The following is a 20,761-nucleotide window of genomic DNA, read 5'->3' on the forward strand; positions in this document are numbered from 1 at the left end:
ATCATGCCAACCCGCCCCTTGGTGATTCGGTACGAGGACGACCTGAAGCTCTTTCCCGGCCTGTGGCAGAGGGCCGGCGTATTGCTGACGTTGAGCATCACCCTGGCGTACCCGTGGCTGGTGAGCACGCGGTGGCTCACGGTGGGCAACCTGGGACTGGTGGCCATCGTCGGCGCCGCGTCGCTGATGGTGCTCACCGGCTTCGCGGGACAGGTGAGCCTGGGGCACGCGGCCTTCCTCGCGCTGGGCGCGTACACGGTGGCGGTGCTCGGCGCGAAGCTTGGCTGGCCGTTCTGGCTGGCGCTGCCCCTGGCGGGCGGCGTGTCCGCATTGGTGGGCGTGGTCATCGGCGCCTTCGCGCTGCGGCTCAAGGGCCTGTATCTGGCCATCGTCACGCTGGGCCTGGTGTTCCTCACGCAGCACGTGCTGCTCGCGTACCCGGACGTGACGAACGGGCTGAGCGGGACAGCGGTGCCCATGTACTGGTGGTTCCGCGACGACGCGGGCGTGGCGGCCTCGCTGAGCGAGACGTGGCAGGTGGGCGGGGTGGGCTTCACCTTCGAGCGGAAGCTGTACTTCGTCTTCGCGCTGCTGGCCGCGGGCACGGTGTGGCTGACGAAGAACCTGCAGCGCTCCGACAGCGGCAGGGCGATGATGGCGGTGCGGGACCAGGACCTCGCGGCGGAGGTGCTCGGGGTCGCCACGACACAGGCGAAGCTCCAGGCGTTCGGCGTGTCGTCCTTCCTGGCGGGCATCGCCGGGGCGATGTTCGCGTTCCAGCAGCAATACATCACCGTCGAGCCGCCGTTCGATTTGAACCTCTCCATCCAATACATCGCGATGATTGTGTTGGGCGGAGTGGGCACGGTGTTCGGCGCCGTGAGTGGCGCGCTCGCTTTCACCTTCCTGAGTCCCCTGGCGGAGACGGTGGGCGGGGCGATTCCCCTGGTGAACCAGCTCACGTCCGCGCAGCAGTCGACGGTGCTGCTGTCGCTGGTGGTGGTGCTCGTGCTGGTGCTGGAGCCGCTGGGGCTGTTCGGCGTGTGGCTGCGGGTCCGCCGGTACTTCCAGGCGTGGCCGTTCCGTTACTGAGTCAATCCAAGTCGTCGACGTTCAAATGAGGGAGGGAATCACCATGAAGCGCGTGCTGCTCACTGTCCTGTTCGTATCGTTGCTGTCGGCCACCGGTGCCCAGGCCCAGCAGGCGGACCTGCGTGACTACGAGGCCGGTTTCTTCGTGCCGCACCGGGGCATCATCTCCAACATGTACCTGCGTCACGTATCTGCCTCCGGCGAGCGTGACTTCTCACAACTTCAAGCGGCCTTCCGCGCCACCTACGTGCTCAAGTTCGGCGACCTCGTCGTCGTCCCGTTCGACGTGAGCCTGCCGGTGGTCGACGTGACGGTGTTCACGGCCAACCCCGCGTCTCCGTCCGCTCCGAAGACGGCGCTGCGCGCGTCAGGCGTGGGTGACGTCACGTACATCCCCACGATTGGATATGGGCTCGTGCAGAACGCCGAGGACAACACCCATACGTGGTTCGCCTTCACGCCCTACGTCACCGTTCCGGTGGGCCAGTACGACAGCAACCGGCTGGTGAACATCGGAGCCAACCGCTGGGTGGTGCGCCCGCAGCTCGTCGCCGGTCAGCGCTTCAAGAAAATCTTCACGGTGGAGGCGATGGCGAGCATGGCCTTCCAGGGCGACAACGACGAGTTCCTGGTGCCGAGCGCGGAGGGTGGCTCGAAGCTGGTGATGAGCCAGGCGCCGTCCTTCGGCGGCATCTTCCACTTCGGCATGGACCTGTCCTCCACGTTCTTCACCGGCGCGGGGTACATCGTCGAGGCGTCCGGCAAGCGCACGCTGGATACGCCCGCGGGCGAGCTGGAGATCGCGAAGCGCACCACGGTGCAGTCGCTGCGACTGACGATGGGCATCCGGCTGGAGAAGGCGTCCACGCTGATGCTCCAGTTCCAGCCCGATGTCGCTGTCTCGGAGGGCCTGACGAAGAGCCAGTTCATCGGCGCGCGCTTCACGCACGTGTTCTTCTAGGCACTGAGTCCTCGGGAGGCGGCCCTGCGATTCGGGCCGTCTCCTCGCGGGTCGACGCGCATGCTCACGTGCGGGTGATGGACACTCCACCGTCCACCAGCGTCGCGGTGCCCGTCACGAAGGACGCGTCATCGGAGGCGAGGAACAGCGCCGCCTTCGCCAGCTCCTCGGGCGTGGCCACCCGCTTCAGGGCGTGCAGCCCGGTGATGAACGTCTTCGACTCCGGCGACGCGTTCACCGTCTGATACATCGGCGTGTCGACGCCGCCCGGCAGCAGCGCGTTCACCCGGACGCCCTTCGGGCCGTACTCGGCGGCGAGCGCCTGGGTCAGCCCCACCAGTCCGGACTTGCTCGCGGAGTAGGCCGCGGTGCCCGGGAAGGCGAAGCTGTAGCCGACGAACGTCGACGTGAAGATGATGGAGCCCGCGCCCTGCTTCACCATGGGCCCCAGTTGGTGCTTCGCGCCGAGGAAGGCCGCCGTGAGGTTCACCGCCAGCGCGTCGCTGAAGCCCTTCTCGGAGACCTCGGTGCTCGGGCCGCTCTCGCCCATGACGCCCGCGTTGTTGAAGGCGATGTCCAACCGGTCGTAGCGCTGCACCGCGAGCGCCACCAGCGCGCGGGCGTACTCCTCGGAGCGGACATCGCCCGCCAGCGCGACGGCCTGTCCACCGGCCGCGACGATTTCGGCGACCAGCGTGTCCAGCTCCTCCTTGCGGCGCGCGCCCACCACCACCTTCGCGCCCTCCGCCGCGAACAGCTTCGCCGCCGCCCGTCCGATGCCCGCGCTCGCTCCGGTGATGATGGCGACCTTCCCGTTCAACCGTTCCATGACTGGCTCTCCCGCGATTCGGCCGGCGAGGTGCCGGCGTTGATGAAAGAGAGATACTCCTCAGCTTTTCTGGGAGTAAGCCCTGGAAGCTGGTCTACTCATTCAGCTTTTATGAATGATGGAAGGGCGTACCCATGGACCGTCTCCGTGCCTTCGAGGTCTTCGCCTCTGTCGTCCAGCGGGGTAGCTTCACCCAGGCGGCGGACGCGCTCGACACGTCGGCGGCCAACGTCACGCGCTATGTCCACGAGCTGGAGCGACATCTCGGCACACGCCTGCTCAACCGCACGTCACGTCGACTGTCGCTGACGGAGAGCGGCAAGGCGCTGTACGAGCGAGCGCGCACCATCTTGGAAGAAGTGGCGGAGGCCGAGGCCATGGCCTCCGCGAGCACCGTCCAGGCACGGGGCCGCCTGCGCCTCAACGCGCCGCTGAGCTTCGGCATCCTGCACCTGGCACCGCTCTGGCCGCGCTTCCTCGCGCGTCATCCCGAGGTCGAGCTGGACGTGTCGCTCTCCGACCGCGTCGTGGACCTGGTCGAGGAGGGCTATGACCTGGCCATCCGAATCTCGCGCGGTGGAGCGGGGAGCAACATCGGCCGACGGCTCGCGACTTCGCACAACCTGGTCTGCGCCTCGCCGGAGTACCTGGCCCAGCACGGTGTGCCCAGGGAGTTGGACGACCTCTCCAAGCATGTCTGTGTCGCGTACAGCAACTCGTCGATGGCTGAGGAGTGGCCGCTCACGGACTCCGAGGGGCGGACCCAGGTCGTGCGCATGCGCAGCGTGATGCAGAGCAACAACGGAGACACCGTTCGGGCCGCCGCGCTCGCGGGCCGCGGACTGATATGGCAGCCCAGCTTCCTGATTGGCGAGGACCTCCGCGCGGGACGACTGGTGCGAGTCCTGCCGGAGTACTTGCTGCCAGACATCGACATCCTCGCCATCTATCCCAGCCGGAGACACCTCTCCGCCAAGGTCCGGCTGATGATCGACTTCCTCGCCGAGCAGTTCCGAGGCACGCCACCCTGGGAGCAGGCGTAGTGCGAATTACAAGGCGACGAGGTGCGCATGAGTGACGAGCATCAGCGAAGTCTCGACGAGTTGGGGCAAAGGATGAAGGGACGGGGCTTCGTCTGCCGGTACGCGCCCTACTTCGCCGCCTCGGGCATCATCGTGAGCACGCCGTCCAGGCGCGTCGCCTTCGACACTTCGCGCGACACAGCGGACCTCGAATTCTCCGTCATCGACCGACGGGTCGCGCTCTATCCGGTCGCCACAGGCTGGGAGGCTCGCGTCGGTCGGCATGACAGTCCAGGAGGTCCAGACTGGATATGCGGTGCGGACACGCTCGACGGGCTGGAAGCCCTCGCGCTCCAGGCCCTGGGGACTTCGGAAATTCCCCCAGGGCCAGACTGGCGCGTTCTCGGTGACGACGCGAAGTAGAGGCTCGCGCGTCAGAAGAGGACGACGCCTCGGGCATTCACTCCGCTGTTCATGTCAGTGAAGGCCCGGTCGAGCTGGTCCAGCGTGTACGTCGTCGTCACCAGCTCATCCAGCTTGAGCTTCTTCTGCGAGTAGAGCTCCATCAGCCGGGGCATGTCGCGGTGGATGTCCGCCGTCCCGAACCAGGAGCCGAGCAGTCGCTTCTCGAACAGGGGCAACACGAAGACGTTCAGGCTGATCTGCTCCTTCACGCTGCCCACGCCGACGACGACACACGTCCCAGCCTTGCGCGTGCACTGGTACGCCTGCTCGATGGTCTCCTTGCGACCCACCGCCTCGTACGCGTAGTCGGCGCCCCGTCCCTTCGTCAGCTCGCGGATGGCCGCCACCGGGTCCGTTTCACGCGCGTCGATGACGTCCGTCGCGCCGAAGACCTTGGCGAACTCCAGCTTCCTCGGGTGGACATCCACCGCGATGATGCGCTCCGCCCCGGCAATCACCGCGCCCTGGATGATGTTCAACCCCACGCCGCCCGTGCCGAACACCACCACCGAACCACCGGGCGGCATCTGCGCCGTGTTGAGCACCGCGCCCACGCCCGTCGTCACAGCGCAGCCAATCAGCGCGGCCTTGTCCAGCGGCGCGTCCTCCGGGAGCTTCACCGCCGCTCGCGCGGGGACCACCGCGTACTCGGCCAGCGCGCCGAGCGCGGAGAAGACATTCAGCTCCCGCGAGTCCTTGTGCAGCCGCGAGCTGCCGTCCGGCATCCGGTTGCTCGCGTTGATGCGCTCGCCCAGCTCACACAGGTTCGGACGTTGGATGCGACAGAAGTAACACTCTCCACATTGGGCGACCCACGAGAGGACGACCTTGTCGCCCTTCTTCACGTGCGTGACGTCCTCGCCAACTTCCTCGACGATGCCCGCGCCCTCGTGCCCCAGCACACAGGGGAGCTTCATCTTCACGGTGCCGTTCACCACGGACAGGTCCGTGTGACAGACACCACAGGCGACCATGCGGACGAGCAGCTCGCGCGCCTTGGGCGGCTCGAAGCTCACGTCGGTGATGGTCAGCACGTCCTTCTCGAAACACACGGCGGCCTTCATGGGGGCTCCTGATTCGGAGGGGAACAGCGAGAGGGGGGACGACGAACGACTTCAGAGCTGCATCGCCTTGAGCTCCTGGAACTCCTCCAGCCCGTACCGGCCCAGCTCACGGCCATGTCCGGACTGTCGGTAGCCACCGAACGGCGCCAGCGGATTGAAGCGACCTCCGTTGATGTCCACCTGACCGGTGCGCATCCGCCGAGCCACCCGCTTCGCGCGCTCCACATCCTCTGACCAGACGCCACCAGCGAGGCCGTAGATGGTGCTGTTCGCGATGCGGACCGCGTCGTCCTCGTCGTCGTACGGCATGATGGCGAGCACAGGGCCGAAAATCTCCTCCTGCGCGATGCTCATCTCCGGCGTGACGTTCGCGAAGACGGTGGGCTTCACGTAGTAGCCCTTCGAGAGGCCCTCGGGCTGCTCGGGACCACCGGCGACGAGCTTCGCGCCCTCGCGGAGGCCCTGCTGGATGTACTCGCGAACCCGCGCGCGCTGCGCATCGGAGATGACCGGACCGAGCTTCGCCTCGCCCTTGAACGGGTCGCCCAAGGTGAAGCCCGCGGCGACTTCGGCGGCCAGCTTCACGGCCTCTTCGTGCTGCGCACGAGGAACGAGCAGGCGCGTGTGCGCCGTGCACGTCTGCCCGCTGTTGAGGAAGCAGTTGCCGACGCTCCGCTTCACGGCGGTCTTGAGGTTCGCATCGTCGAGGATGATGGACGCGGACTTGCCGCCCAGCTCCAGGGACACGCGCTTGACGGTGGCCGACGCCAGCTCCGACACCCGGCGTCCCGCGCGCGTCGAGCCCGTGAAGGACACCATGTCCACCTCGGGGTGACGCACGAGCGCCTCGCCGACGATGGGGCCCGTCCCGGAGACGAGGTTGAAGACGCCGGGCGGCACACCGGCCTCGTGGAGAATCTCCGCGAGCATGAAGGCGTTGAGTGGAGCCACTTCACTCGGCTTGAGGACGACGGTGCAGCCCGCCGCCAGCGCCGGAGCCACCTTCGCGATGGTCTGATGGAGCGGGTAGTTCCACGGGGTGATGCAGGCGACGACTCCCACCGGCTCGCGCACCACCAGCGAGTTGCCCACCTGCTCCTCGAAGGAGAGGTCCTGGAGGAGCTGCACATAGGTGCCCGTCACGGCGATGGGCGTGCCCACCTGGATGGGCTTCGACAATGCGATGGGCATGCCCAGCTCGCCCGTAATCGTCCGGGCCAGCTCATCCTGTCGCGCCGTCAGCCCCGCCTGGAGCCGACGCAGCAGGGCCGCGCGCTCCTCGACGGGACGGGTGGACCAGGTGTCGAAGGCGGTACGCGCCGCGCGCACGGCGCGGTCCACGTCCTCCACGGTGCCTTCGGGGATTCGACCCATGACCTCCTCGGTGGAGGCGCTGAGCACGTCGATGTGTCCCGTCCCTCGGGACGCCACCCACTCACCGTGGATGTAGAGCTTGTCGTAGACCTGCATGCGGTTCTCCCAACGTCAGAGGAATGAGCGGAGCCGTCAGACGCGCTCCAGGACGGCGGCGATGCCCTGCCCCACCCCGATGCACATGCTGACGAGCGCGTAGCGACCACCAGAGACCTGGAGCTGACGCGCGGCCGTCAGCGCCAGGCGCGCACCAGACGCCCCCAGCGGATGACCGACAGCGATGGCGCCGCCGTTCGGATTCACCCGGCTGTCGTCCTCGCTCAGCTCCAACAACTTGAGGCAGCCGAGCACCTGCACGGCGAAGGCCTCGTTGATTTCGATGACGTCCAGGTCGGCCAGCGTCAGTCGTGCTCGCTCCAGCGCCTTGCGCGCGGCCGGGACGGGACCCAGCCCCATGGTGCGCGGCGGAACCCCGGCGATGGCGGCCGAGACGATGCGCGCCAGCGGCTTGCATCCCGCCTGCTCACCCGCGTTGAGGGAGCCGATGAGCAGGGCCGCCGCACCGTCGTTGATGCCAGAGGCGTTGCCCGCGGTGACGACCCCGTCCGCCGCGAGCGGCCTCAGTGTGGATAACTTGTCGAGTGTGGTGTCCGCGCGTGGGTGCTCATCTGTCGCCACGGTGGTCACCGTGCCCCGTCGTCCAGGAAGCTCCACGGGGACCAGCTCGCCGGAGAAGAAACCGCGCGCCTGGGCGGTGGCGAACTTCTGCTGGGACGCGAGGGCGAAGCGGTCCGTCGGCTCGCGACCGATGCCCAGGTCCCTCGCGATGTTGTCCGCCGTCTCCGGCATCGTGTCCCCGCCGAAGCGCGCCACGAGGCGTGCGTTGGGGAACCGCGCCCCCAACGTCGTGTCGAAGACCTGGGCCTCGCGGCTGTAGGGCGACTCCGCCTTGCCCATCGCGAAGGGCGCGCGGCTCATGCTCTCCACGCCTCCCGCGACGAACAGCTCCCCCTGCCCCGTCATCACGGAACGCGCCGCGTCCAGCACCGCCGCGAGACCGCTGCCACACAGCCGGTTCACCGTGACGCCGCCGGTTTCGATGGGCAGTCCCGAGAGCAGCGCCGCGTGCCGCGCCACGTTGCGACTGTCCTCACCTGCTTGATTGGCGCAGCCGATGACGACGTCCTCGACGGCACCGGGCTCGAAGGGGCCGCGTGTGAGCAGCGTCCGGATGACACCGGAGAGGAGGTCATCGGGACGTATGGGAGCCAGGGCTCCCGCGTGACGACCGAACGGCGTGCGCAGCCCGTCGTAGATATAGGCACTCATGAGGGTCAGTTCTCCGGAGTGAGGAGGGAGACACCGAGTCGGGCTCGGCGGGACAACCAAGGACTGGCGCGGTAGCGAGGGTCACCCGAGGCGGAGTGGATGGCCTCCAGCACCTTCAGCAGCCTGCGAGGCCCGAGCGCGTCACCCCAGGCCAGCGGCCCTCGGGGATAGCCGAGCCCCAGCGTCACCGCGGCATCGATGTCGTCGGGACTGGCGATGCGCTGCTGCGCGATGTCGCAAGCGATGTTGACGACCGTGGCGAGCACCCGCTGCGCGACGAAGCCCGTGCTGTCGTGGATGCGAGACACCGGAGTGCCATCCGCCGCGAGCAGCGACAGCGCCGAGTCCAGGAACGGCCGCCGTGTCACCGGCGTCGTCATCGCCGTGCGGCGGCGCTCCGGGCCGAACAACAGGTCCACGGCCACGGTGCGCTCGGGGTCGACCTCCAGCGCCAGCGCCGTGGTCGTCGCATCCCTCCCGAGCGGGGCCACCAGACACAGTGACTCTGGTTCGGGTCGCTCGCCGTCATCCGGGAACCAGCCCGCTGCACGCACCAGGGACAAGAGCGCGTCGCGCCACGCGGGTTCATCGGCGGCGACCCACACCGGCCGACGCTCGCCCGAGGGAATCGCGGGCTCGGGCTCGACGTGAGGCTTGCCGCCCTCGTGGGAATAGAAGCCCTGCCCGCTCTTGCGTCCGAGCAGTCCCGCCGTGAGCCGCTGCCTCAGCACGTACGACGGACGGAAACGCGGCTCCTGGTAGAACTGCTCGTAGACGGACTCCATCACCGGGTGGGAGACGTCGAGCCCCGTCAAATCCAGCAGCTCGAAGGGCCCCATCCGGAACCCCGCGGCCTCGCGCAGCACCCGGTCGATGTCCGCGAAGGGCGCGACACCTTCCTGGAGGATGCGCAGCGCCTCCGTGCCGAAGCCGCGTCCGGCGTGATTGACGATGAAGCCCGGAGTGTCCGACGCGCGAACCGGCCGGTGGCCCAGGCGATGGGCCAGCGACACGAGGGCCTCTCCCACCCACGGCTCCGTGCGTGCGCCCTCGATGACCTCCACCACCTTCATCAGCGGCACGGGGTTGAAGAAGTGGAAGCCTCCGACACGACCCGGGCGCTCGCAGACAGAGGCGATGGCCGTCACCGACAGCGACGAGGTGTTCGTGGCCAGCAAGCAGCCAGGGTCGACGATTCCCTCCAGTCGGGTGAACAGCTCCTGCTTCACCCGGAGGTCCTCGACGATGGCCTCCACCACCACGTCACAGCCAGCGAGCGACGCCTCGTCGGGAACGGGCTCCAGCCGGGCCGTCGCCGCGCGCGCTGCCTCGGGAGACAAGCGGCCCTTCGCAGCCAGCGAGTCCAGCATCGACGCGACGCTCGCGCGGGCTTCGTCCGCGGCCTGGGGACGGGCGTCGAACAAGCGCACCGTGATTCCGGCCTGCGCGGCGAGCTGGGCGATGCCGCGCCCCATGACACCCGTGCCGACCAGTCCCAGCGTGAGTGAGGGGGATTGGACGTCGACCATGTCAGCGGCCCTCGAAGGCGGGCTTGCGCTTGTCCAGGAAGGCCCGCATGCCTTCCTTCTGGTCCTTGGTCGCGAAGAGGAGCTGGAACGCCTTGCGCTCCAACAAGAGCGCCTCTGACAGCGACGCATCCTGCCCCGCGAGGACGACCTCCTTGATTTGCCGCACGGCCAGGGGCGGCATGCGCGCCACCTTGCGCGCGAGCGCCAGCGCCCGCTCCAGCACCTCGCCGTCCGGAACAACCTCCGTGACCAGCCCCATCGCCTCCGCTTCCCGGGCCGTCATCGGCTCACCGGTGAGCAGCAGCTTCATCGCCTTGAACTTCCCCACCGCCCGCGTCAGGCGTTGCGTGCCGCCCGCACCCGGCATGATGCCGACGCGAATCTCCGGCTGGCCAAAGCTGGCACCCTCGCCCGCGACAATCATGTCCGCGTGCATCGCCAGCTCACACCCGCCACCGAGCGCAAAGCCATTCACCGCGGCGATGACCGGACTGGGGCACTCCACCAAGGACTGCCAGAGCCGATGGGTGTCTCGGAGTAGCAACTCCACCGGCGTCGCCTCCGCCAGCGCGCGCAGGTCCGCGCCCGCCGCGAAGAACTCCGGCCCCCCTGTCAGGACGATGCAGCGAACGGCCGTGTCTGCTCCCAGCTCCAGGAAGCAGGCGGCCAGCTCCTGACGCAGCTCCAACCCCAATGCATTGCGAACCTCGGGGCGATGGAGTCGCACCAATGCGACGCCTTCCTCGGGCTTCTCAACGAGCACCTGAGCCATGGGCTGGTCTCCCTGATTTCGCTGTGCGAAATTGAATTTCGCAAACCTTGACCCATTAGTACTGTCTGTTTATCGTGAAGGCAATCCCGCACTTTCAGGACCGCCATGCGACGCTTCTCAGCCCTCTCATCTCCTCCCAATGACGTTGGTGCCCCCTACGTGGAGTCGCTGGAGCAGGTGGGCGAAGAAGAAGTGAAGGACCGTCAGTTCGTGACGGCGCTCGCGCGGGGGCTGGAAATCCTGCGTGCCTTCACGCCTCAGCGCCCCATGCTCGGCAACCAGGAACTGGCGGCGAGCACGGGGCTGCCCAAGCCCACCATCTCCCGGCTCACGCACACGCTGACGCGGCTGGGCTACCTCACGTATTCCCAGCGACTGGGCAAGTACCAGCTCGGCACCCGTGTGCTGGCATTGGGCTTCGCGGCGCTGTCCAACATGGGCGTGCGCGACGTGGCGCGGCCCCTGATGCAGGACCTGGCGGACTACGCCAACGTCCCCGTGTCCCTGGGCAGTCGAGACCGACTGAATGTCGTGTACGTGGAGCACTGTCGCTCCACGGCGGCGGTGACGCTGCGGCTCGACATCGGCTCACGGCTTCCGCTGGCCACGACGGCCATGGGGCGCGCGCTGCTCGTCGCGCTGCCGGAGGGTGAGCGCCGCTACTTCATGGACCACATGGCGAAGCGGGAGCCGGAGAAGTGGCCGCGCATCGAGGCCAGCATCGAGAAGGCGCTCGAGGAGTACCGCACCCACGGCTTCACGCTCTCCGTCGGCGACTGGGACAAGGACGTCAACGCCGTGGGCGTGCCCTTCGTCGCGCCGGACGGCAGCGGACTGCTGGCCTTCAACTGTGGCGGCCCGTCCTTCCTCCTCCCGCGCCAGCGACTGCTCCTGGATATCGGGCCCCGGCTGGTGAATCTCGTTCGCAGCGTCGAAGCGGCCCTCCAGCATCGCTGACAAGGAATCACTGCCCATGAAGCGCGAGGACGACACCCTGGAGCCGCTGCTCACCATGCTCGAGCGCTTCGTGAAGGAGCGCTTGATTCCCAACGAGCATCGCGTCGCGGACGAGGACGCCATTCCCGCCGACATCATCATGGAGATGCGTGGGCTGGGCCTGTTCGGCCTGTCCACCCCCGTGGAGTACGGCGGCATCGGGCTGAACATGAGCCAGGAGGTGCAGGTGGCCTTCGTGCTCGGGCAGACGTCGCCCGCGTTCCGCTCGCTCATCGGCACCAACAACGGCATCGGCTCGCAGGGAATCGTCCTGGACGGCACGGAGGAGCAGAAGAACAAGTACCTACCCCGACTGGCCTCGGGGGAGATTGTCGGCGCCTTCGCGTTGACGGAGCCGAACGCCGGCTCGGACGCCTCGTCGCTGAGGACCACCGCCCGGCGCGACGGTGACGTCTACGTGCTCAATGGCACCAAGCGCTTCATCACCAACGCGCCGGAGGCGGGGCTGTTCACGGTGATGGCGCGCACCAACCCCGACGAGAAGGGCTCCGGTGGCATCTCCGCGTTCCTCGTCGAGGCAGGCACGCCGGGGCTGCACATCGGCCCCGCCGACCGGAAGATGGGGCAGAAGGGCACGCACACCGCCGACGTGCTGTTCGAGGACTGCCGCGTCCCGGTGGCGCAGCTGCTCGGGGGCGTGGAGGGCCAGGGCTTCAAGACGGCGATGAAGGTGTTGGACCGGGGCCGGCTCCACATCGCGGCCGTCTGCGTCGGCGTCTCCGAGCGCCTCATCCGCGAGAGCCTCCGCTACGCGATGGAGCGTGAGCAGTTCGGCAAGCCCATCGCGGAGTTCCAGCTCATCCAGGCGATGCTGGCCGACAGCCGCATGGAGGCCTACGCGGCCCGGTGCATGGTGCTGGACGCGGCCCTGCGCAGGGACCAGGGACAGAACATCAGCACCGAGGCGTCCTGCTGCAAGCTGTTCGCGAGCGAGATGGTGGGACGCGTCGCGGACCGCGCGGTGCAGATTTTCGGTGGGGCGGGCTACATCGCGGATTACGGCATCGAACGCTTCTATCGCGATGTGCGACTTTTCAGACTCTACGAGGGCACCAGTCAGATTCAGCAACTGGTCATCGCGCGCAATATGATGCGCGAGGCGAGCTGAGCCCTCCCCCGAGGCTCCGGCGCCATCCCCTCCTTGGGAGCATGCATGTACGTGGCATTCGGAGTCCTTGCTGGCATCACCGTCTCCGTGCTCGCCCTGCGGCAGTGGTTGCTGCGCAGGGAGGGCACGCCCAGCCCGAGCGAGCCCTTCGACGGGCACGTCTACCGGGTCGGCAAGGCGGTCATCGCCGAGCGACGCTGCGAGCAGCCCCGCGCCACGGTCATCGGCATGCACGGCTTCGTGGCGGACATGCGCTACTTCATGCGCCACTACGGTGAAGCCGACATCCAGCTCATCCTGGTGACGAGCTGCGACTACCACCTGCCCATCACCGCGCCTCGTGAGCACCCCGCCCCCTGGGCGAAGGTGCCGACGCAGCCGGAGGGCACCATCGCCCATGACGCCGCGGTGCTGGTGCAGGCGCTGGAGCATCTGCCGAAGACGGACCAGGTGCGGGTCCATGGGCACTCGCGCGGCGGTGCGGTCGTCCTGGAGGCAGCGAAGCTGAGGCCGGACTTGTTCGAGCGCGTGGAGGTGGTGCTGGAGGCCCCCGTGCTCCCGCAGGCGCGGCCGTACACGAACATGACGCGCGCACAGCTCTGGCTGCTGCCCTTCGCCATCCCCCTGTGGCGACGCGCGCCCATCGCCCGCCACAACCGGGGCGCCTGGGGGCCGCTGGAGGACTCGCGCAAGCGGGAGCTCATCATGGCCTTCCCCTTCAACCCGAAGCGGGTGTCGACCATGGTGGCCAACCTGCTGGACATCGGCGCCTGGAGCCAGGAGCGCGACGCGTCGCTGTTCCGGAACGTGCGGCGCGGCACCGTGCTCGTCCCTGGCAAGGACCGGGTGCTGGAGTCCTCCTCCATGCTGGAGAGCGCTCAGCGCGGCATGCCCGAGCTCAACGTGGTGAAGCTGGACGGGTGCAGCCACTTCGTCGTGTGGGACCGGCCGGACGCGATGCCCGCGCTGGCTCGCGTCACGGAGCGCTCCGTCGCGAGCGGGTGAGCGTCCTTTACCTGCGATGCCACCAGCGCTTGCGCGCCGCGCGGACGTCGGACCAGTCCACCAGGCTGTCGTGCACGTTCTCTTGTCCGCGCTGGGCATCGGGCATGTCGCCGGACTCCACCCGGGCGATGAGCTCCGGCAGCCGCGCGTAGAACGTGGGTGAGCGGTACTGGGGATGCAGGGTCCACAGGCCGGGCCCGGTCCCCAGGAAGTCCAGCCGCCACAGTCCCTTGCTCACCATGGTCCGCGTGACGAGGTTCTCCGGCTCCCGGTAGGGCGGATTGCCGGCCCGCAGCGCCCGCAGGACATGGATGGGCGGTGCCAGCCTCGCGCGCAGCGGGCCGAGGCGCCGCGTCATGGCGTCTCGGTCCACCAGGAAGACTCGGCTGCTGAAGCGGCGGAAGCGGAACGCCTGGGGCGCGCCATCCGGCTCGTACCAACGGGCATCCACTCCGATGGTGCCATCCGCCGTGGGGGGACCCGAGAGCGGGCTGCAGCTCACCAGCTCCTCACGCGCGGCGAGCTGCTCCGCTGCCTCCGTCACCCACGTCCGTGAGCCGCCGCCAATGAGCATGTCCGCGTCCAGGTGCAGGACATGCCGGTGCGCCGCCTGGGCCACGCCGAAGAAATAGGAGTGATAGGGGCCGCCGCGCGAGTCCTTCATCGGCAGGCGCGTACCGCCGAAGAACCGTTCGGAGAGGGCCCGGGTGGTGGCGGGCGAGTAGTCCACTTCCACCACGCGCACCCGAGGGTCCGCGGCGCGCAGCTCCGCGAGCAGCGCCTCCATCTTCGGCTTCCGCTCCAGCCACGCCTCCGCGAAGCGACTGCCCTGGCTGCGGTGCAGGTCCAGCACCAGCAGGATTTCCTGCACGGAGGGACCGAGCTGACGAAGCTGGTGCGGCAGGATGAGTCGCGCGTGCGGGTGGTCCGTGGGCGCCAGGTTGATTTGCAGCGTGACGGCGCTCATGGAGCACCCGCTTCGGCGCACGGCCCCGAGGCAACATGGATGGGCCTCGCCCACCACGGCCCAGGGAGGGCCGCGAGGCAAAGGCAGACATCAACGAGGTTCGAAGGGGACTCATCCATGGCGGGCGGGCCCCTGCTTGCCACAACCGGATGAATGACTCAACGCGTGGACGCATTTCCTCGCGCCCTGCCTGCATCGAGAGTGCACGCCCCGGGAGTCGAACCCGGCGAAGTCGGTACGTCAGACCGATGCCGTCACCCGCTGGCTCGGCGTGCATGCTGCTGATGGTCTTGGCAGGAGTCGAACCCGCGACCTCTCGGTTCGCAACCGAGTGCTCTCATCCACTGAGCTACAAGACCTGAAGTTTCGTGTGAGTACCTCGTACGGGAGTCGAACCCGTCTTTCCGCAGTGAGAGTGCGGTGTCCTTCGCCGATAGACGAACGAGGCAACTGGGTACCGCGGTTGAGGGGACCGGGGAAAAAGGAAGAGGCCGGGTCCCCTCTGGGAGCCCGGCCTCGGAGTGCCATGCCGCGTCGGTCGACGTGGCGTGGAAGCTCAGAGTCCAGGTGGAGCACCACGGAAGGAAGCAATACCCTCCAGGAACTCATCCTCTTCGGAAGCGGTGTCCTGCTCGGTGTTCGCGAACAGCACGGCGATGCCGCGGACAGTGTCGTTCTTGCGCTTGAGATTCATCGGGCTCATCGGATTCACCGTCGGCATGGTCACCGCTCCTTTCGCCGTGGACAGACGCGTCTGCATTTTCCTCCTGACAGGCCGTGTTTCACCCATGTTTCACCCGCCCTAACGTCCTCGCGCCCGAGTGCATATCGGCCGCGCCTCCGGGCATGCGCTGTCACATGGAATACCGTCAGCTGCGTCGGCACTCCGCCCCGCGCACGGAGGTGAGCGCTACGCGCGGCCCGCCCTCCAGGGTTATCCTCCCTTCATGTGGAGGGCGTGGGATGCACGAGGATGAGGCGGTGGGCGGCTACACGGAGGTGTCTCCCTCCGGCATCCTGTCGGACCGGGTGGACGCCTTCTGGCGCTTCGTCGCCCCCACTGCCCGGCAAGGAGGCGCACCTCCTCGCGTCCACCGGGTGCTCCCCGACGGCTGCACGGACCTCATCGTCCACTTCCCCGACGCCAACGCCATCGGCCGTGGCGCCGAGCCCCGCCTGACGGTGGTCGGCCCCATGGAGCGCTTCGCCCTCGTCGACCTGGAGCCAGGCTCGGTGAACCTCGGCATCCGACTCCGGCCGGGCTGGGCGCTCGCGTTGCTCGGGGTGAGTCCTCGCGAGCTGCGCAACCTGAATGTCCCCGTGGAGGACTGCGCACCCGCGTTTCGCGCCCTCCACCAGCGACTGGCGTCCTGCCGCTCCATGGAGCACGCCATGACCCTGCTCCAGCAGGAGCTGGTGAAGCGCAACGCCACCCCTCGCTACCTGCCGAGGGCGCGCACCACCCACGCGCTCCAATGCCTCCAGTCCTCCGCCGGGCAGGTGCGCATCTCCTCGCTCGCCCGGACCCTGGGCATCAGCGAGCGCACCCTGCACCGGGATATCCTGGACGAGGCGGGCGTGGCCCCCAAGCTGCTCGCCCGGGTGCTCCGCTTCCAGCGAGCCCTGGCACACCTGCGCACCGGGCAGCAGGACCTGAGCACCCTGGCGCTCGACTGCGGCTACTCGGACCAGGCCCACTTCACCCGCGAGGTTCGGGAGTTGGCCGGAGTGTCCCCCACCGGGCTGCTGGAATGAGGCCTGTCCGAATTCTTCAAGACGCTCCGGCGGCGCCGTGAGAGACCCGCGTCAATAGGCAGCACCTCACCTTCGCCTCGGAGCGTTCCCATGCAGCTCGGCTATGTCATCCTCTATGTCCCGGATGTGCCCGCCACCCTCGCCTTCTACGAGGCGGCGTTCGGCCTGAAGCGGCGCTTCCTCCACGAGAGCAACGCGTACGGAGAGCTGGAGACGGGCGCCACCGCCCTGGCCTTCGCGTCGGAGGAGATGGCGGCCCAGAATGGCCTCACCGTGCGCTTCCATCGGCCGAAGGAGACCGCCGCCGCGGTGGAGGTGGCGCTCGTCACTCCGGACGTCGCGGCCGCCTTCCAGCGCTCGGTGCAGTCAGGCGCAAGCCCCGTCCATCCACCCAAGCAGAAGCCCTGGGGACAGACGGTGGCCTACGTGAAGGACCTCAACGGCGTGCTGGTGGAGATCTGCTCCCCCATCTCCGCCTGAGGTGAATGGAATCGCCGGGAATCGAACCCGGACCGCTCGGACGCCAGCCGAGTGCTCTCCCGTTAAGCCACGATCCCTGAAGGGGTGCTGCCAGCGCTCCGACAGGGAATCGAACCCTGTTCACACGGTAGACGGCCGTGCTGCGATCCAATCGCATCCCGGAGCAATTACATACAACACATCTGGATGACAGGATTTGAACCTGCGGCCTCACGGATCCGAACCGTGCGCTCTGGCCAGACTGAGCTACATCCAGGAAACCCACTTCCACTGCGTGCAACGAGTCGGGACGACTGGATTCGAACCAGCGACCTCACGCACCCCAAGCGTGCGCTCTATTCCAAGCTGAGCTACGTCCCGAAACCACCATGCCGCGAGCGGGAGTCGAACCCGCAACCTCTGCATTCTGAGAGCAGCGCCTCTACCAGGTTGGGCTACCGCGGCGTTTGAAACAGACACAACGACAACGACTGCATTTGAATGGAGCCGCCGGGATTCGAACCCGGGACCGCTCGGATGCGAACCGAGTGCTCTCCCGCTGAGCTACGACCCCAAATGTCTTGATGAAAGCAGCCTGCGGGATTTGAACCCGCGTCGTCCTGAGTGGCGCTCAGGTGCCTCGCCTCTCGGCCAAGGCTGCGTTTGCTGGTGCTGGTGCCTGCCCGGAAAATGAGAAGGGCCGGGTTCCCTCTGGGGAGCCCGGCCCTGCCTGCCGTGCCACGTTCGAGAACGGGCGCGGAAGAATCAGGTTCCGGGCGGAAGACCGCCGTCGGCATCACCCAGCAGGGCTGGAAGAAGAGCGGTGGCCAGGGCGTCGGGCGCGAGCGCATCGATGCCGCTGACAGTGTCGTTCAGAATCTCGGGGTTCATCGGGCTCGTCAGGTTCGCCGTCGTCATGGTCACCGCTCCTTTCATCGAGAAATGACGCGCGGATATTTCATCCCTGACATGCGAGTGTTCTCGTCGACATCCTCGCCGCGCCGGGGCTGACCGGGCCCCCGGGTTCGGGGTATGAGGAAGGACGAAGCCCGCGCCGCTTCCCCCGGGCCGGAGGGGATGCCGACGTCGGGGTGAGACCCCCTCGGATGAAGACCTCCCTCCCGCTCGCCCTGGCCGCCCTGCTCGCCCTCCCTGGCTGCGCTGCGGACGACGCGCCGGCCCTCTGCAACCTCTCGTCTCCAGGGGAAGTGCCGGGCATCGACCCGCTGCTCGTCCAGGTAGGCACACCCGCGGCGATGCGCGTAGACATCGCCACCCGGACACTCCAGTGCGAGAGCGGCCGGATGGCCCAGGCCCCCGACACCGCCACCGCGGAGGTCTTCGACCCGGAGAACCACCTCACTCCCTCCAAGGTCTCCCTCCAGGCGTCAGGCACCGTGGCCACGCTGAGCTTCACGCCCACCGTCGTGGGTCGGCACCACGTCATCCTCGCCTTCACCCCGGTGGGTGGCATCCGGCAGCTCGGCGTCTACGCGGCGAGCCGCTGGGCGGGGGCTCCCTCTCCCGTCACCCTTCCCCTGCCCCGGTGCGGCCAGCTCGAGCGGACCATAAATGGACTGTGGCTGTGTGACGGGGTCGCCCTGCGCGGTCCCTCGGACCGGCCCCTTCGGCTGGGCACCGGCTCCACGCCTCCCGACGTGGCCGTGTCGGGCAACGTCGTCTGGATGGTGGGAGATGGGCGGGTGCGCCGGTATGTGGACACAGGCGACGAGCTGGAGCTGACGGGCTCGCTGCTGCTGGGCACGACGACAGGCGTGAAGACCGTCCAGTCACGTCTGGCCTCGGAGAACGAGCTGGTGGTGTTGGACTCCGAGTCCCTGCACCGCTTCGTCTTCACCGAGAAGGGGGTGCTCGAGGCTCCCGCTCCCATAGCCTGGGCGCCAGGGCAGTCACGCATCCCGTTTGGCCAGGACAACACGGTGGGGCTGCTGGTGCGCGCGGCCGAAAACCGGGTGCTGGTGGTGAGCCTGTCCGGGGCGACGGAGAGCACGGCCTGTGCCTTCAAGCCCGGAGCAGATGGAGCCTTCAAGCCCGAGGACGCGCTCTGCGCGCCCGTGCGCGGCAGGCCCGTGGGACTGGAGACCGGCACCCTGTGGACCCAGGTCGGCGCCAACGTCCCCACGGGGAACTCCGGACGCATGCTCCATCGCTGGGGCATCTCCGAGGGACACCTCGACGAGCAGAACGCGCTCATCCTGGATGCCTCCATCGCCGTGGCCGACGCGTCCTTCCGCGGTGGCTTCACCATTCCCGCCCTGTATTCCGTCCCCCGGAACGACACCCCGCTGACACGGCCAAGGGTCCTCCCGGGCAGGTCCGCGCTGGGGCTGGAGCTGATGCCCACCGACATGCCGCTCGCCGAGGGTTCCCGCTCCACCTCACCTCGCTTCCACTGGGGCGGGGACTCGCGTCCGACTGTCGGCTTCACCACGGTCTACGAGCAGGCCGCGCCCTGAACCGCCTGTCCAAGGCTCGAAAGTGACTCCCTGGGGCTCCCACGAACGGGCCATGGCCCCGAACCGGTGACAGGTTCGGAAAAAGCGTGGGGAGATGGTTGCCTGCCTCTCGCAGTGCCCTCCGTGCGGGTGTAGAGAGGCCGGCGCGTCGCGACTGGCCGCGCGCTCCCACCGTCGGAGGCGAGCCCCATGATGGACAGCCCTCTCAGCGCCTCGCTCTCCATGGAGGAGCTCCATGAAGCGTGGCCGGTGCTCTCCATCGACGAGCGCCTGGAGGGCTTCCGCCTGTTGCCGTCCGCGGTGGCGGATGACTTCTTCCTCGGCCTGTCCGCGCGCGAGCAGGCGGAGCTCATCCTCCACCTCCCGACATCGGAGCGGCGCACGTGGGTGCGGCTGCTGCCCCCCGACGACCTGGCGGACCTGGTGCAGGCGGTGGAGCCGGACGCGGCCGAGGCCATCCTCGCGCAGCTCGACGACGCCAGCCGGCGCGAGGTCAACGTGCTGTTGGCCTACGCGGAGGACGACGCCGGCGGTCTGATGAACCCGCGCTTCGCGCGCGTGCGGCCGGACATGACCATCGACGAGGCCATCGGCTATCTGCGCAAGCAAGCGCGGGAGAAGGTGGAGACCGTCTATTACGCCTATGCGCTGGACACGGAGCAGCGCCTGCAGGGCGTGCTCTCGCTGCGCCAGCTCTTCCAGGCCGCCAGCGACAAGAAGGTCGCGGACGTCATGCACCATGACGTCATCACCGTGTCGGAGAACACGGACCAGGAAGTGGTGAGCCAGCTCTTCGCCGAGCACGGCTTCATGGCCCTGCCCGTGCTCGACGAGCAGAATCGGATGAAGGGCATCGTCACGGTGGACGACATCGTCGACGTCGTCCAGGAAGAGGCCACCGAGGACATCCAGAAGGTCGGTGGCATGGAGGCCCTGGAGGCCCCCTACTTCGACGTGGGCTTCTTCGGCATGTTGAAGAAGCGCATCGGCTGGCTGCTCGTCCTCTTCCTCGGGCAGATGCTCACCGCCACGGCCATGAGCAGCTTCGAGGGCGCGATTCAGCGCGCCGTGGTGCTCAGCCTCTTCGTGCCGCTCATCATCTCCTCCGGCGGCAACTCCGGCAGCCAGGCCTCCACGCTCATCATCCGCGCGCTGGCGCTGGGTGAGATGCGGCTGAAGGACTGGTGGCGCGTGGCACGGCGCGAGGTGCTCTCCGGCCTGGTGCTGGGCTTCGTGCTGGGCGCGGTGGGCCTGGGTCGCATCGTGTTGTGGCAGGAGGTGTCCGGCGCCTATGGCGAGCACGCCTTCCTGCTGGGCTGCGCGGTGGCGCTCTCCGTGCTGGGCGTGGTGACGTTCGGCACGCTCGCGGGCTCCATGCTGCCCCTGGTGCTGCGCCGCTTCGGCTTCGACCCCGCGAGCGCCTCCGCGCCCTTCGTCGCCACGCTGGTGGACGTCAGCGGCGTGGTCATCTACTTCACCGTCGCCAGCCTCCTGCTGCGCGGCACGCTGCTCTAGAGGCGCGAGCCCCAGCCCGCG

20 protein-coding genes and 9 tRNA genes are annotated in these 20,761 nt (G+C 68.1%); 11 read left to right on the plus strand and 18 right to left on the minus strand.

The window, feature by feature from the left end; translation table 11 throughout:
* The first annotated feature begins 3 nt into the window (after window positions 1-3).
* Window positions 4-1,092 (plus strand): branched-chain amino acid ABC transporter permease, encoded by a 1,089-nt coding sequence (locus ACN469_RS01165; RefSeq protein WP_498763266.1) that lies wholly within the window; start codon window positions 4-6, stop codon window positions 1,090-1,092.
* A 43-nt stretch (window positions 1,093-1,135) separates the two neighbouring features.
* Entirely contained in the window at window positions 1,136-2,053 is a 918-nt protein-coding gene (locus ACN469_RS01170) for a transporter (RefSeq protein WP_498763268.1), read from the plus strand.
* 64 nt (window positions 2,054-2,117) lie between these two features.
* Here ACN469_RS01170 and ACN469_RS01175 read toward each other — a convergent pair whose 3' ends face one another.
* A complete protein-coding gene (locus tag ACN469_RS01175) occupies window positions 2,118-2,882 on the minus strand; it encodes an SDR family oxidoreductase (protein WP_498763270.1) in 765 nt (254 codons plus the stop codon).
* A 134-nt stretch (window positions 2,883-3,016) separates the two neighbouring features.
* Here ACN469_RS01175 and ACN469_RS01180 point away from each other — a divergent pair, with 134 nt between their 5' ends.
* Entirely contained in the window at window positions 3,017-3,925 is a 909-nt protein-coding gene (locus tag ACN469_RS01180; RefSeq protein ID WP_498763272.1) for a LysR family transcriptional regulator, read from the plus strand.
* A gap of 27 nt (window positions 3,926-3,952) precedes the next feature.
* Window positions 3,953-4,327, plus strand: coding sequence for a hypothetical protein (locus ACN469_RS01185; protein ID WP_498763274.1), 375 nt, complete (start codon window positions 3,953-3,955; stop codon window positions 4,325-4,327).
* 11 nt (window positions 4,328-4,338) lie between these two features.
* On the opposite strand, the gene ACN469_RS01190 is transcribed toward ACN469_RS01185, so the two are convergent.
* The 5 genes from ACN469_RS01190 to ACN469_RS01210 are packed head-to-tail and all read right to left on the minus strand — an operon-like array spanning window position 4,339 to window position 10,437.
* On the minus strand, window positions 4,339-5,433 hold the full coding sequence (locus ACN469_RS01190; protein ID WP_498763276.1) for a Zn-dependent alcohol dehydrogenase: 1,095 nt from the start codon (window positions 5,431-5,433) through the stop codon (window positions 4,339-4,341).
* A 51-nt stretch (window positions 5,434-5,484) separates the two neighbouring features.
* Window positions 5,485-6,903 (minus strand): aldehyde dehydrogenase family protein, encoded by a 1,419-nt coding sequence (locus tag ACN469_RS01195; RefSeq protein ID WP_498763278.1) that lies wholly within the window; start codon window positions 6,901-6,903, stop codon window positions 5,485-5,487.
* A 36-nt stretch (window positions 6,904-6,939) separates the two neighbouring features.
* Window positions 6,940-8,136: a 3-oxoadipyl-CoA thiolase gene (locus ACN469_RS01200; protein WP_498763280.1), complete on the minus strand. Its 1,197-nt coding sequence runs from the start codon at window positions 8,134-8,136 to the stop codon at window positions 6,940-6,942.
* Window positions 8,137-8,141: 5 nt separating this feature from the next.
* Complete coding sequence (locus tag ACN469_RS01205; protein WP_498763282.1) at window positions 8,142-9,665, minus strand: 3-hydroxyacyl-CoA dehydrogenase; 1,524 nt, start codon at window positions 9,663-9,665, stop codon at window positions 8,142-8,144.
* 1 nt (window position 9,666) lies between these two features.
* On the minus strand, window positions 9,667-10,437 hold the full coding sequence (locus ACN469_RS01210) for an enoyl-CoA hydratase (protein ID WP_498763284.1): 771 nt from the start codon (window positions 10,435-10,437) through the stop codon (window positions 9,667-9,669).
* A 105-nt stretch (window positions 10,438-10,542) separates the two neighbouring features.
* Between ACN469_RS01210 and ACN469_RS01215 the strand changes: the two genes are divergently transcribed.
* Genes ACN469_RS01215 through ACN469_RS01225 form a run of 3 tightly spaced genes read left to right on the plus strand, consistent with a single transcriptional unit; the run spans window position 10,543 to window position 13,567 of the window.
* Entirely contained in the window at window positions 10,543-11,394 is an 852-nt protein-coding gene (locus ACN469_RS01215) for an IclR family transcriptional regulator (protein ID WP_498763285.1), read from the plus strand.
* 16 nt (window positions 11,395-11,410) lie between these two features.
* A complete protein-coding gene (locus ACN469_RS01220) occupies window positions 11,411-12,562 on the plus strand; it encodes an acyl-CoA dehydrogenase family protein (RefSeq protein ID WP_498763287.1) in 1,152 nt (383 codons plus the stop codon).
* Window positions 12,563-12,607: 45 nt separating this feature from the next.
* The gene (locus tag ACN469_RS01225) at window positions 12,608-13,567 is read left to right on the plus strand and encodes an alpha/beta fold hydrolase (protein WP_498763289.1); all 960 of its coding nucleotides are present in this window, start codon (window positions 12,608-12,610) and stop codon (window positions 13,565-13,567) included.
* Between the two features lie 7 nt (window positions 13,568-13,574).
* On the opposite strand, the gene ACN469_RS01230 is transcribed toward ACN469_RS01225, so the two are convergent.
* The 5 genes from ACN469_RS01230 to ACN469_RS01250 form a co-directional block, all read right to left on the minus strand.
* Window positions 13,575-14,534 carry a hypothetical protein gene (locus ACN469_RS01230; RefSeq protein WP_498763291.1) on the minus strand — a complete coding sequence of 320 codons (960 nt, stop codon included), beginning with the start codon at window positions 14,532-14,534 and terminating at the stop codon, window positions 13,575-13,577.
* Between the two features lie 202 nt (window positions 14,535-14,736).
* A tRNA-Val gene (locus tag ACN469_RS01235) sits at window positions 14,737-14,809 on the minus strand.
* Window positions 14,810-14,819: 10 nt separating this feature from the next.
* Window positions 14,820-14,893 (minus strand) — tRNA-Arg (locus tag ACN469_RS01240).
* A gap of 16 nt (window positions 14,894-14,909) precedes the next feature.
* Window positions 14,910-14,982, minus strand: a tRNA-Glu gene (locus ACN469_RS01245).
* A gap of 108 nt (window positions 14,983-15,090) precedes the next feature.
* On the minus strand, window positions 15,091-15,294 hold the full coding sequence (locus ACN469_RS01250; protein ID WP_498763293.1) for a hypothetical protein: 204 nt from the start codon (window positions 15,292-15,294) through the stop codon (window positions 15,091-15,093).
* Between the two features lie 203 nt (window positions 15,295-15,497).
* Here ACN469_RS01250 and ACN469_RS01255 point away from each other — a divergent pair, with 203 nt between their 5' ends.
* Together ACN469_RS01255 and ACN469_RS01260 are read left to right on the plus strand one after the other, a co-directional pair.
* Window positions 15,498-16,289 (plus strand): helix-turn-helix domain-containing protein, encoded by a 792-nt coding sequence (locus tag ACN469_RS01255; RefSeq protein ID WP_498763295.1) that lies wholly within the window; start codon window positions 15,498-15,500, stop codon window positions 16,287-16,289.
* Between the two features lie 90 nt (window positions 16,290-16,379).
* The gene (locus ACN469_RS01260; RefSeq protein ID WP_498763296.1) at window positions 16,380-16,769 is read left to right on the plus strand and encodes a VOC family protein; all 390 of its coding nucleotides are present in this window, start codon (window positions 16,380-16,382) and stop codon (window positions 16,767-16,769) included.
* 6 nt (window positions 16,770-16,775) lie between these two features.
* On the opposite strand, the gene ACN469_RS01265 is transcribed toward ACN469_RS01260, so the two are convergent.
* The 7 genes from ACN469_RS01265 to ACN469_RS01295 all read right to left on the minus strand — a co-directional run bounded on the left by ACN469_RS01265 (window position 16,776) and on the right by ACN469_RS01295 (window position 17,666).
* Window positions 16,776-16,846, minus strand: a tRNA-Ala gene (locus ACN469_RS01265).
* Between the two features lie 104 nt (window positions 16,847-16,950).
* Window positions 16,951-17,025 (minus strand) — tRNA-Pro (locus ACN469_RS01270).
* 28 nt (window positions 17,026-17,053) lie between these two features.
* A tRNA-Pro gene (locus ACN469_RS01275) sits at window positions 17,054-17,129 on the minus strand.
* A gap of 9 nt (window positions 17,130-17,138) precedes the next feature.
* Window positions 17,139-17,213 (minus strand) — tRNA-Leu (locus ACN469_RS01280).
* Between the two features lie 37 nt (window positions 17,214-17,250).
* Window positions 17,251-17,322: transfer RNA gene (locus tag ACN469_RS01285), tRNA-Ala, on the minus strand.
* Between the two features lie 15 nt (window positions 17,323-17,337).
* Window positions 17,338-17,409 (minus strand) — tRNA-Gly (locus ACN469_RS01290).
* Window positions 17,410-17,513: 104 nt separating this feature from the next.
* Window positions 17,514-17,666 (minus strand): hypothetical protein, encoded by a 153-nt coding sequence (locus ACN469_RS01295; RefSeq protein ID WP_498763299.1) that lies wholly within the window; start codon window positions 17,664-17,666, stop codon window positions 17,514-17,516.
* 188 nt (window positions 17,667-17,854) lie between these two features.
* Between ACN469_RS01295 and ACN469_RS01300 the strand changes: the two genes are divergently transcribed.
* Together ACN469_RS01300 and mgtE are read left to right on the plus strand one after the other, a co-directional pair.
* Window positions 17,855-19,225 (plus strand): hypothetical protein, encoded by a 1,371-nt coding sequence (locus ACN469_RS01300; protein WP_498763301.1) that lies wholly within the window; start codon window positions 17,855-17,857, stop codon window positions 19,223-19,225.
* 189 nt (window positions 19,226-19,414) lie between these two features.
* Window positions 19,415-20,740, plus strand: a complete 1,326-nt coding sequence (mgtE, locus tag ACN469_RS01305; RefSeq protein WP_498763303.1) for a magnesium transporter — start codon at window positions 19,415-19,417, stop codon at window positions 20,738-20,740.
* Window positions 20,741-20,761: the final 21 nt, after the last annotated feature.

Origin of the sequence: Corallococcus terminator (genome assembly GCF_049194865.1) — a bacterium.
Classification (GTDB): domain Bacteria; phylum Myxococcota; class Myxococcia; order Myxococcales; family Myxococcaceae; genus Myxococcus; species Myxococcus terminator_A.

Coding starts and splice junctions, on each gene's coding strand:
- mgtE (WP_498763303.1), top strand. CDS start 19,415: ATGATGGACAGCCCTCTCAGCGCCTCGCTCTCCATGGAGGAGCTCCAT.
- ACN469_RS01180 (WP_498763272.1), top strand. CDS start 3,017: ATGGACCGTCTCCGTGCCTTCGAGGTCTTCGCCTCTGTCGTCCAGCGG.
- ACN469_RS01175 (WP_498763270.1), bottom strand. CDS start 2,882: ATGGAACGGTTGAACGGGAAGGTCGCCATCATCACCGGAGCGAGCGCG.
- ACN469_RS01185 (WP_498763274.1), top strand. CDS start 3,953: ATGAGTGACGAGCATCAGCGAAGTCTCGACGAGTTGGGGCAAAGGATG.
- ACN469_RS01165 (WP_498763266.1), top strand. CDS start 4: ATGCCAACCCGCCCCTTGGTGATTCGGTACGAGGACGACCTGAAGCTC.
- ACN469_RS01255 (WP_498763295.1), top strand. CDS start 15,498: ATGCACGAGGATGAGGCGGTGGGCGGCTACACGGAGGTGTCTCCCTCC.
- ACN469_RS01295 (WP_498763299.1), bottom strand. CDS start 17,666: ATGACGACGGCGAACCTGACGAGCCCGATGAACCCCGAGATTCTGAAC.
- ACN469_RS01215 (WP_498763285.1), top strand. CDS start 10,543: ATGCGACGCTTCTCAGCCCTCTCATCTCCTCCCAATGACGTTGGTGCC.
- ACN469_RS01195 (WP_498763278.1), bottom strand. CDS start 6,903: ATGCAGGTCTACGACAAGCTCTACATCCACGGTGAGTGGGTGGCGTCC.
- ACN469_RS01210 (WP_498763284.1), bottom strand. CDS start 10,437: ATGGCTCAGGTGCTCGTTGAGAAGCCCGAGGAAGGCGTCGCATTGGTG.
- ACN469_RS01300 (WP_498763301.1), top strand. CDS start 17,855: ATGAAGACCTCCCTCCCGCTCGCCCTGGCCGCCCTGCTCGCCCTCCCT.
- ACN469_RS01260 (WP_498763296.1), top strand. CDS start 16,380: ATGCAGCTCGGCTATGTCATCCTCTATGTCCCGGATGTGCCCGCCACC.
- ACN469_RS01190 (WP_498763276.1), bottom strand. CDS start 5,433: ATGAAGGCCGCCGTGTGTTTCGAGAAGGACGTGCTGACCATCACCGAC.
- ACN469_RS01225 (WP_498763289.1), top strand. CDS start 12,608: ATGTACGTGGCATTCGGAGTCCTTGCTGGCATCACCGTCTCCGTGCTC.
- ACN469_RS01220 (WP_498763287.1), top strand. CDS start 11,411: ATGAAGCGCGAGGACGACACCCTGGAGCCGCTGCTCACCATGCTCGAG.
- ACN469_RS01250 (WP_498763293.1), bottom strand. CDS start 15,294: ATGCAGACGCGTCTGTCCACGGCGAAAGGAGCGGTGACCATGCCGACG.
- ACN469_RS01170 (WP_498763268.1), top strand. CDS start 1,136: ATGAAGCGCGTGCTGCTCACTGTCCTGTTCGTATCGTTGCTGTCGGCC.
- ACN469_RS01205 (WP_498763282.1), bottom strand. CDS start 9,665: ATGGTCGACGTCCAATCCCCCTCACTCACGCTGGGACTGGTCGGCACG.
- ACN469_RS01200 (WP_498763280.1), bottom strand. CDS start 8,136: ATGAGTGCCTATATCTACGACGGGCTGCGCACGCCGTTCGGTCGTCAC.
- ACN469_RS01230 (WP_498763291.1), bottom strand. CDS start 14,534: ATGAGCGCCGTCACGCTGCAAATCAACCTGGCGCCCACGGACCACCCG.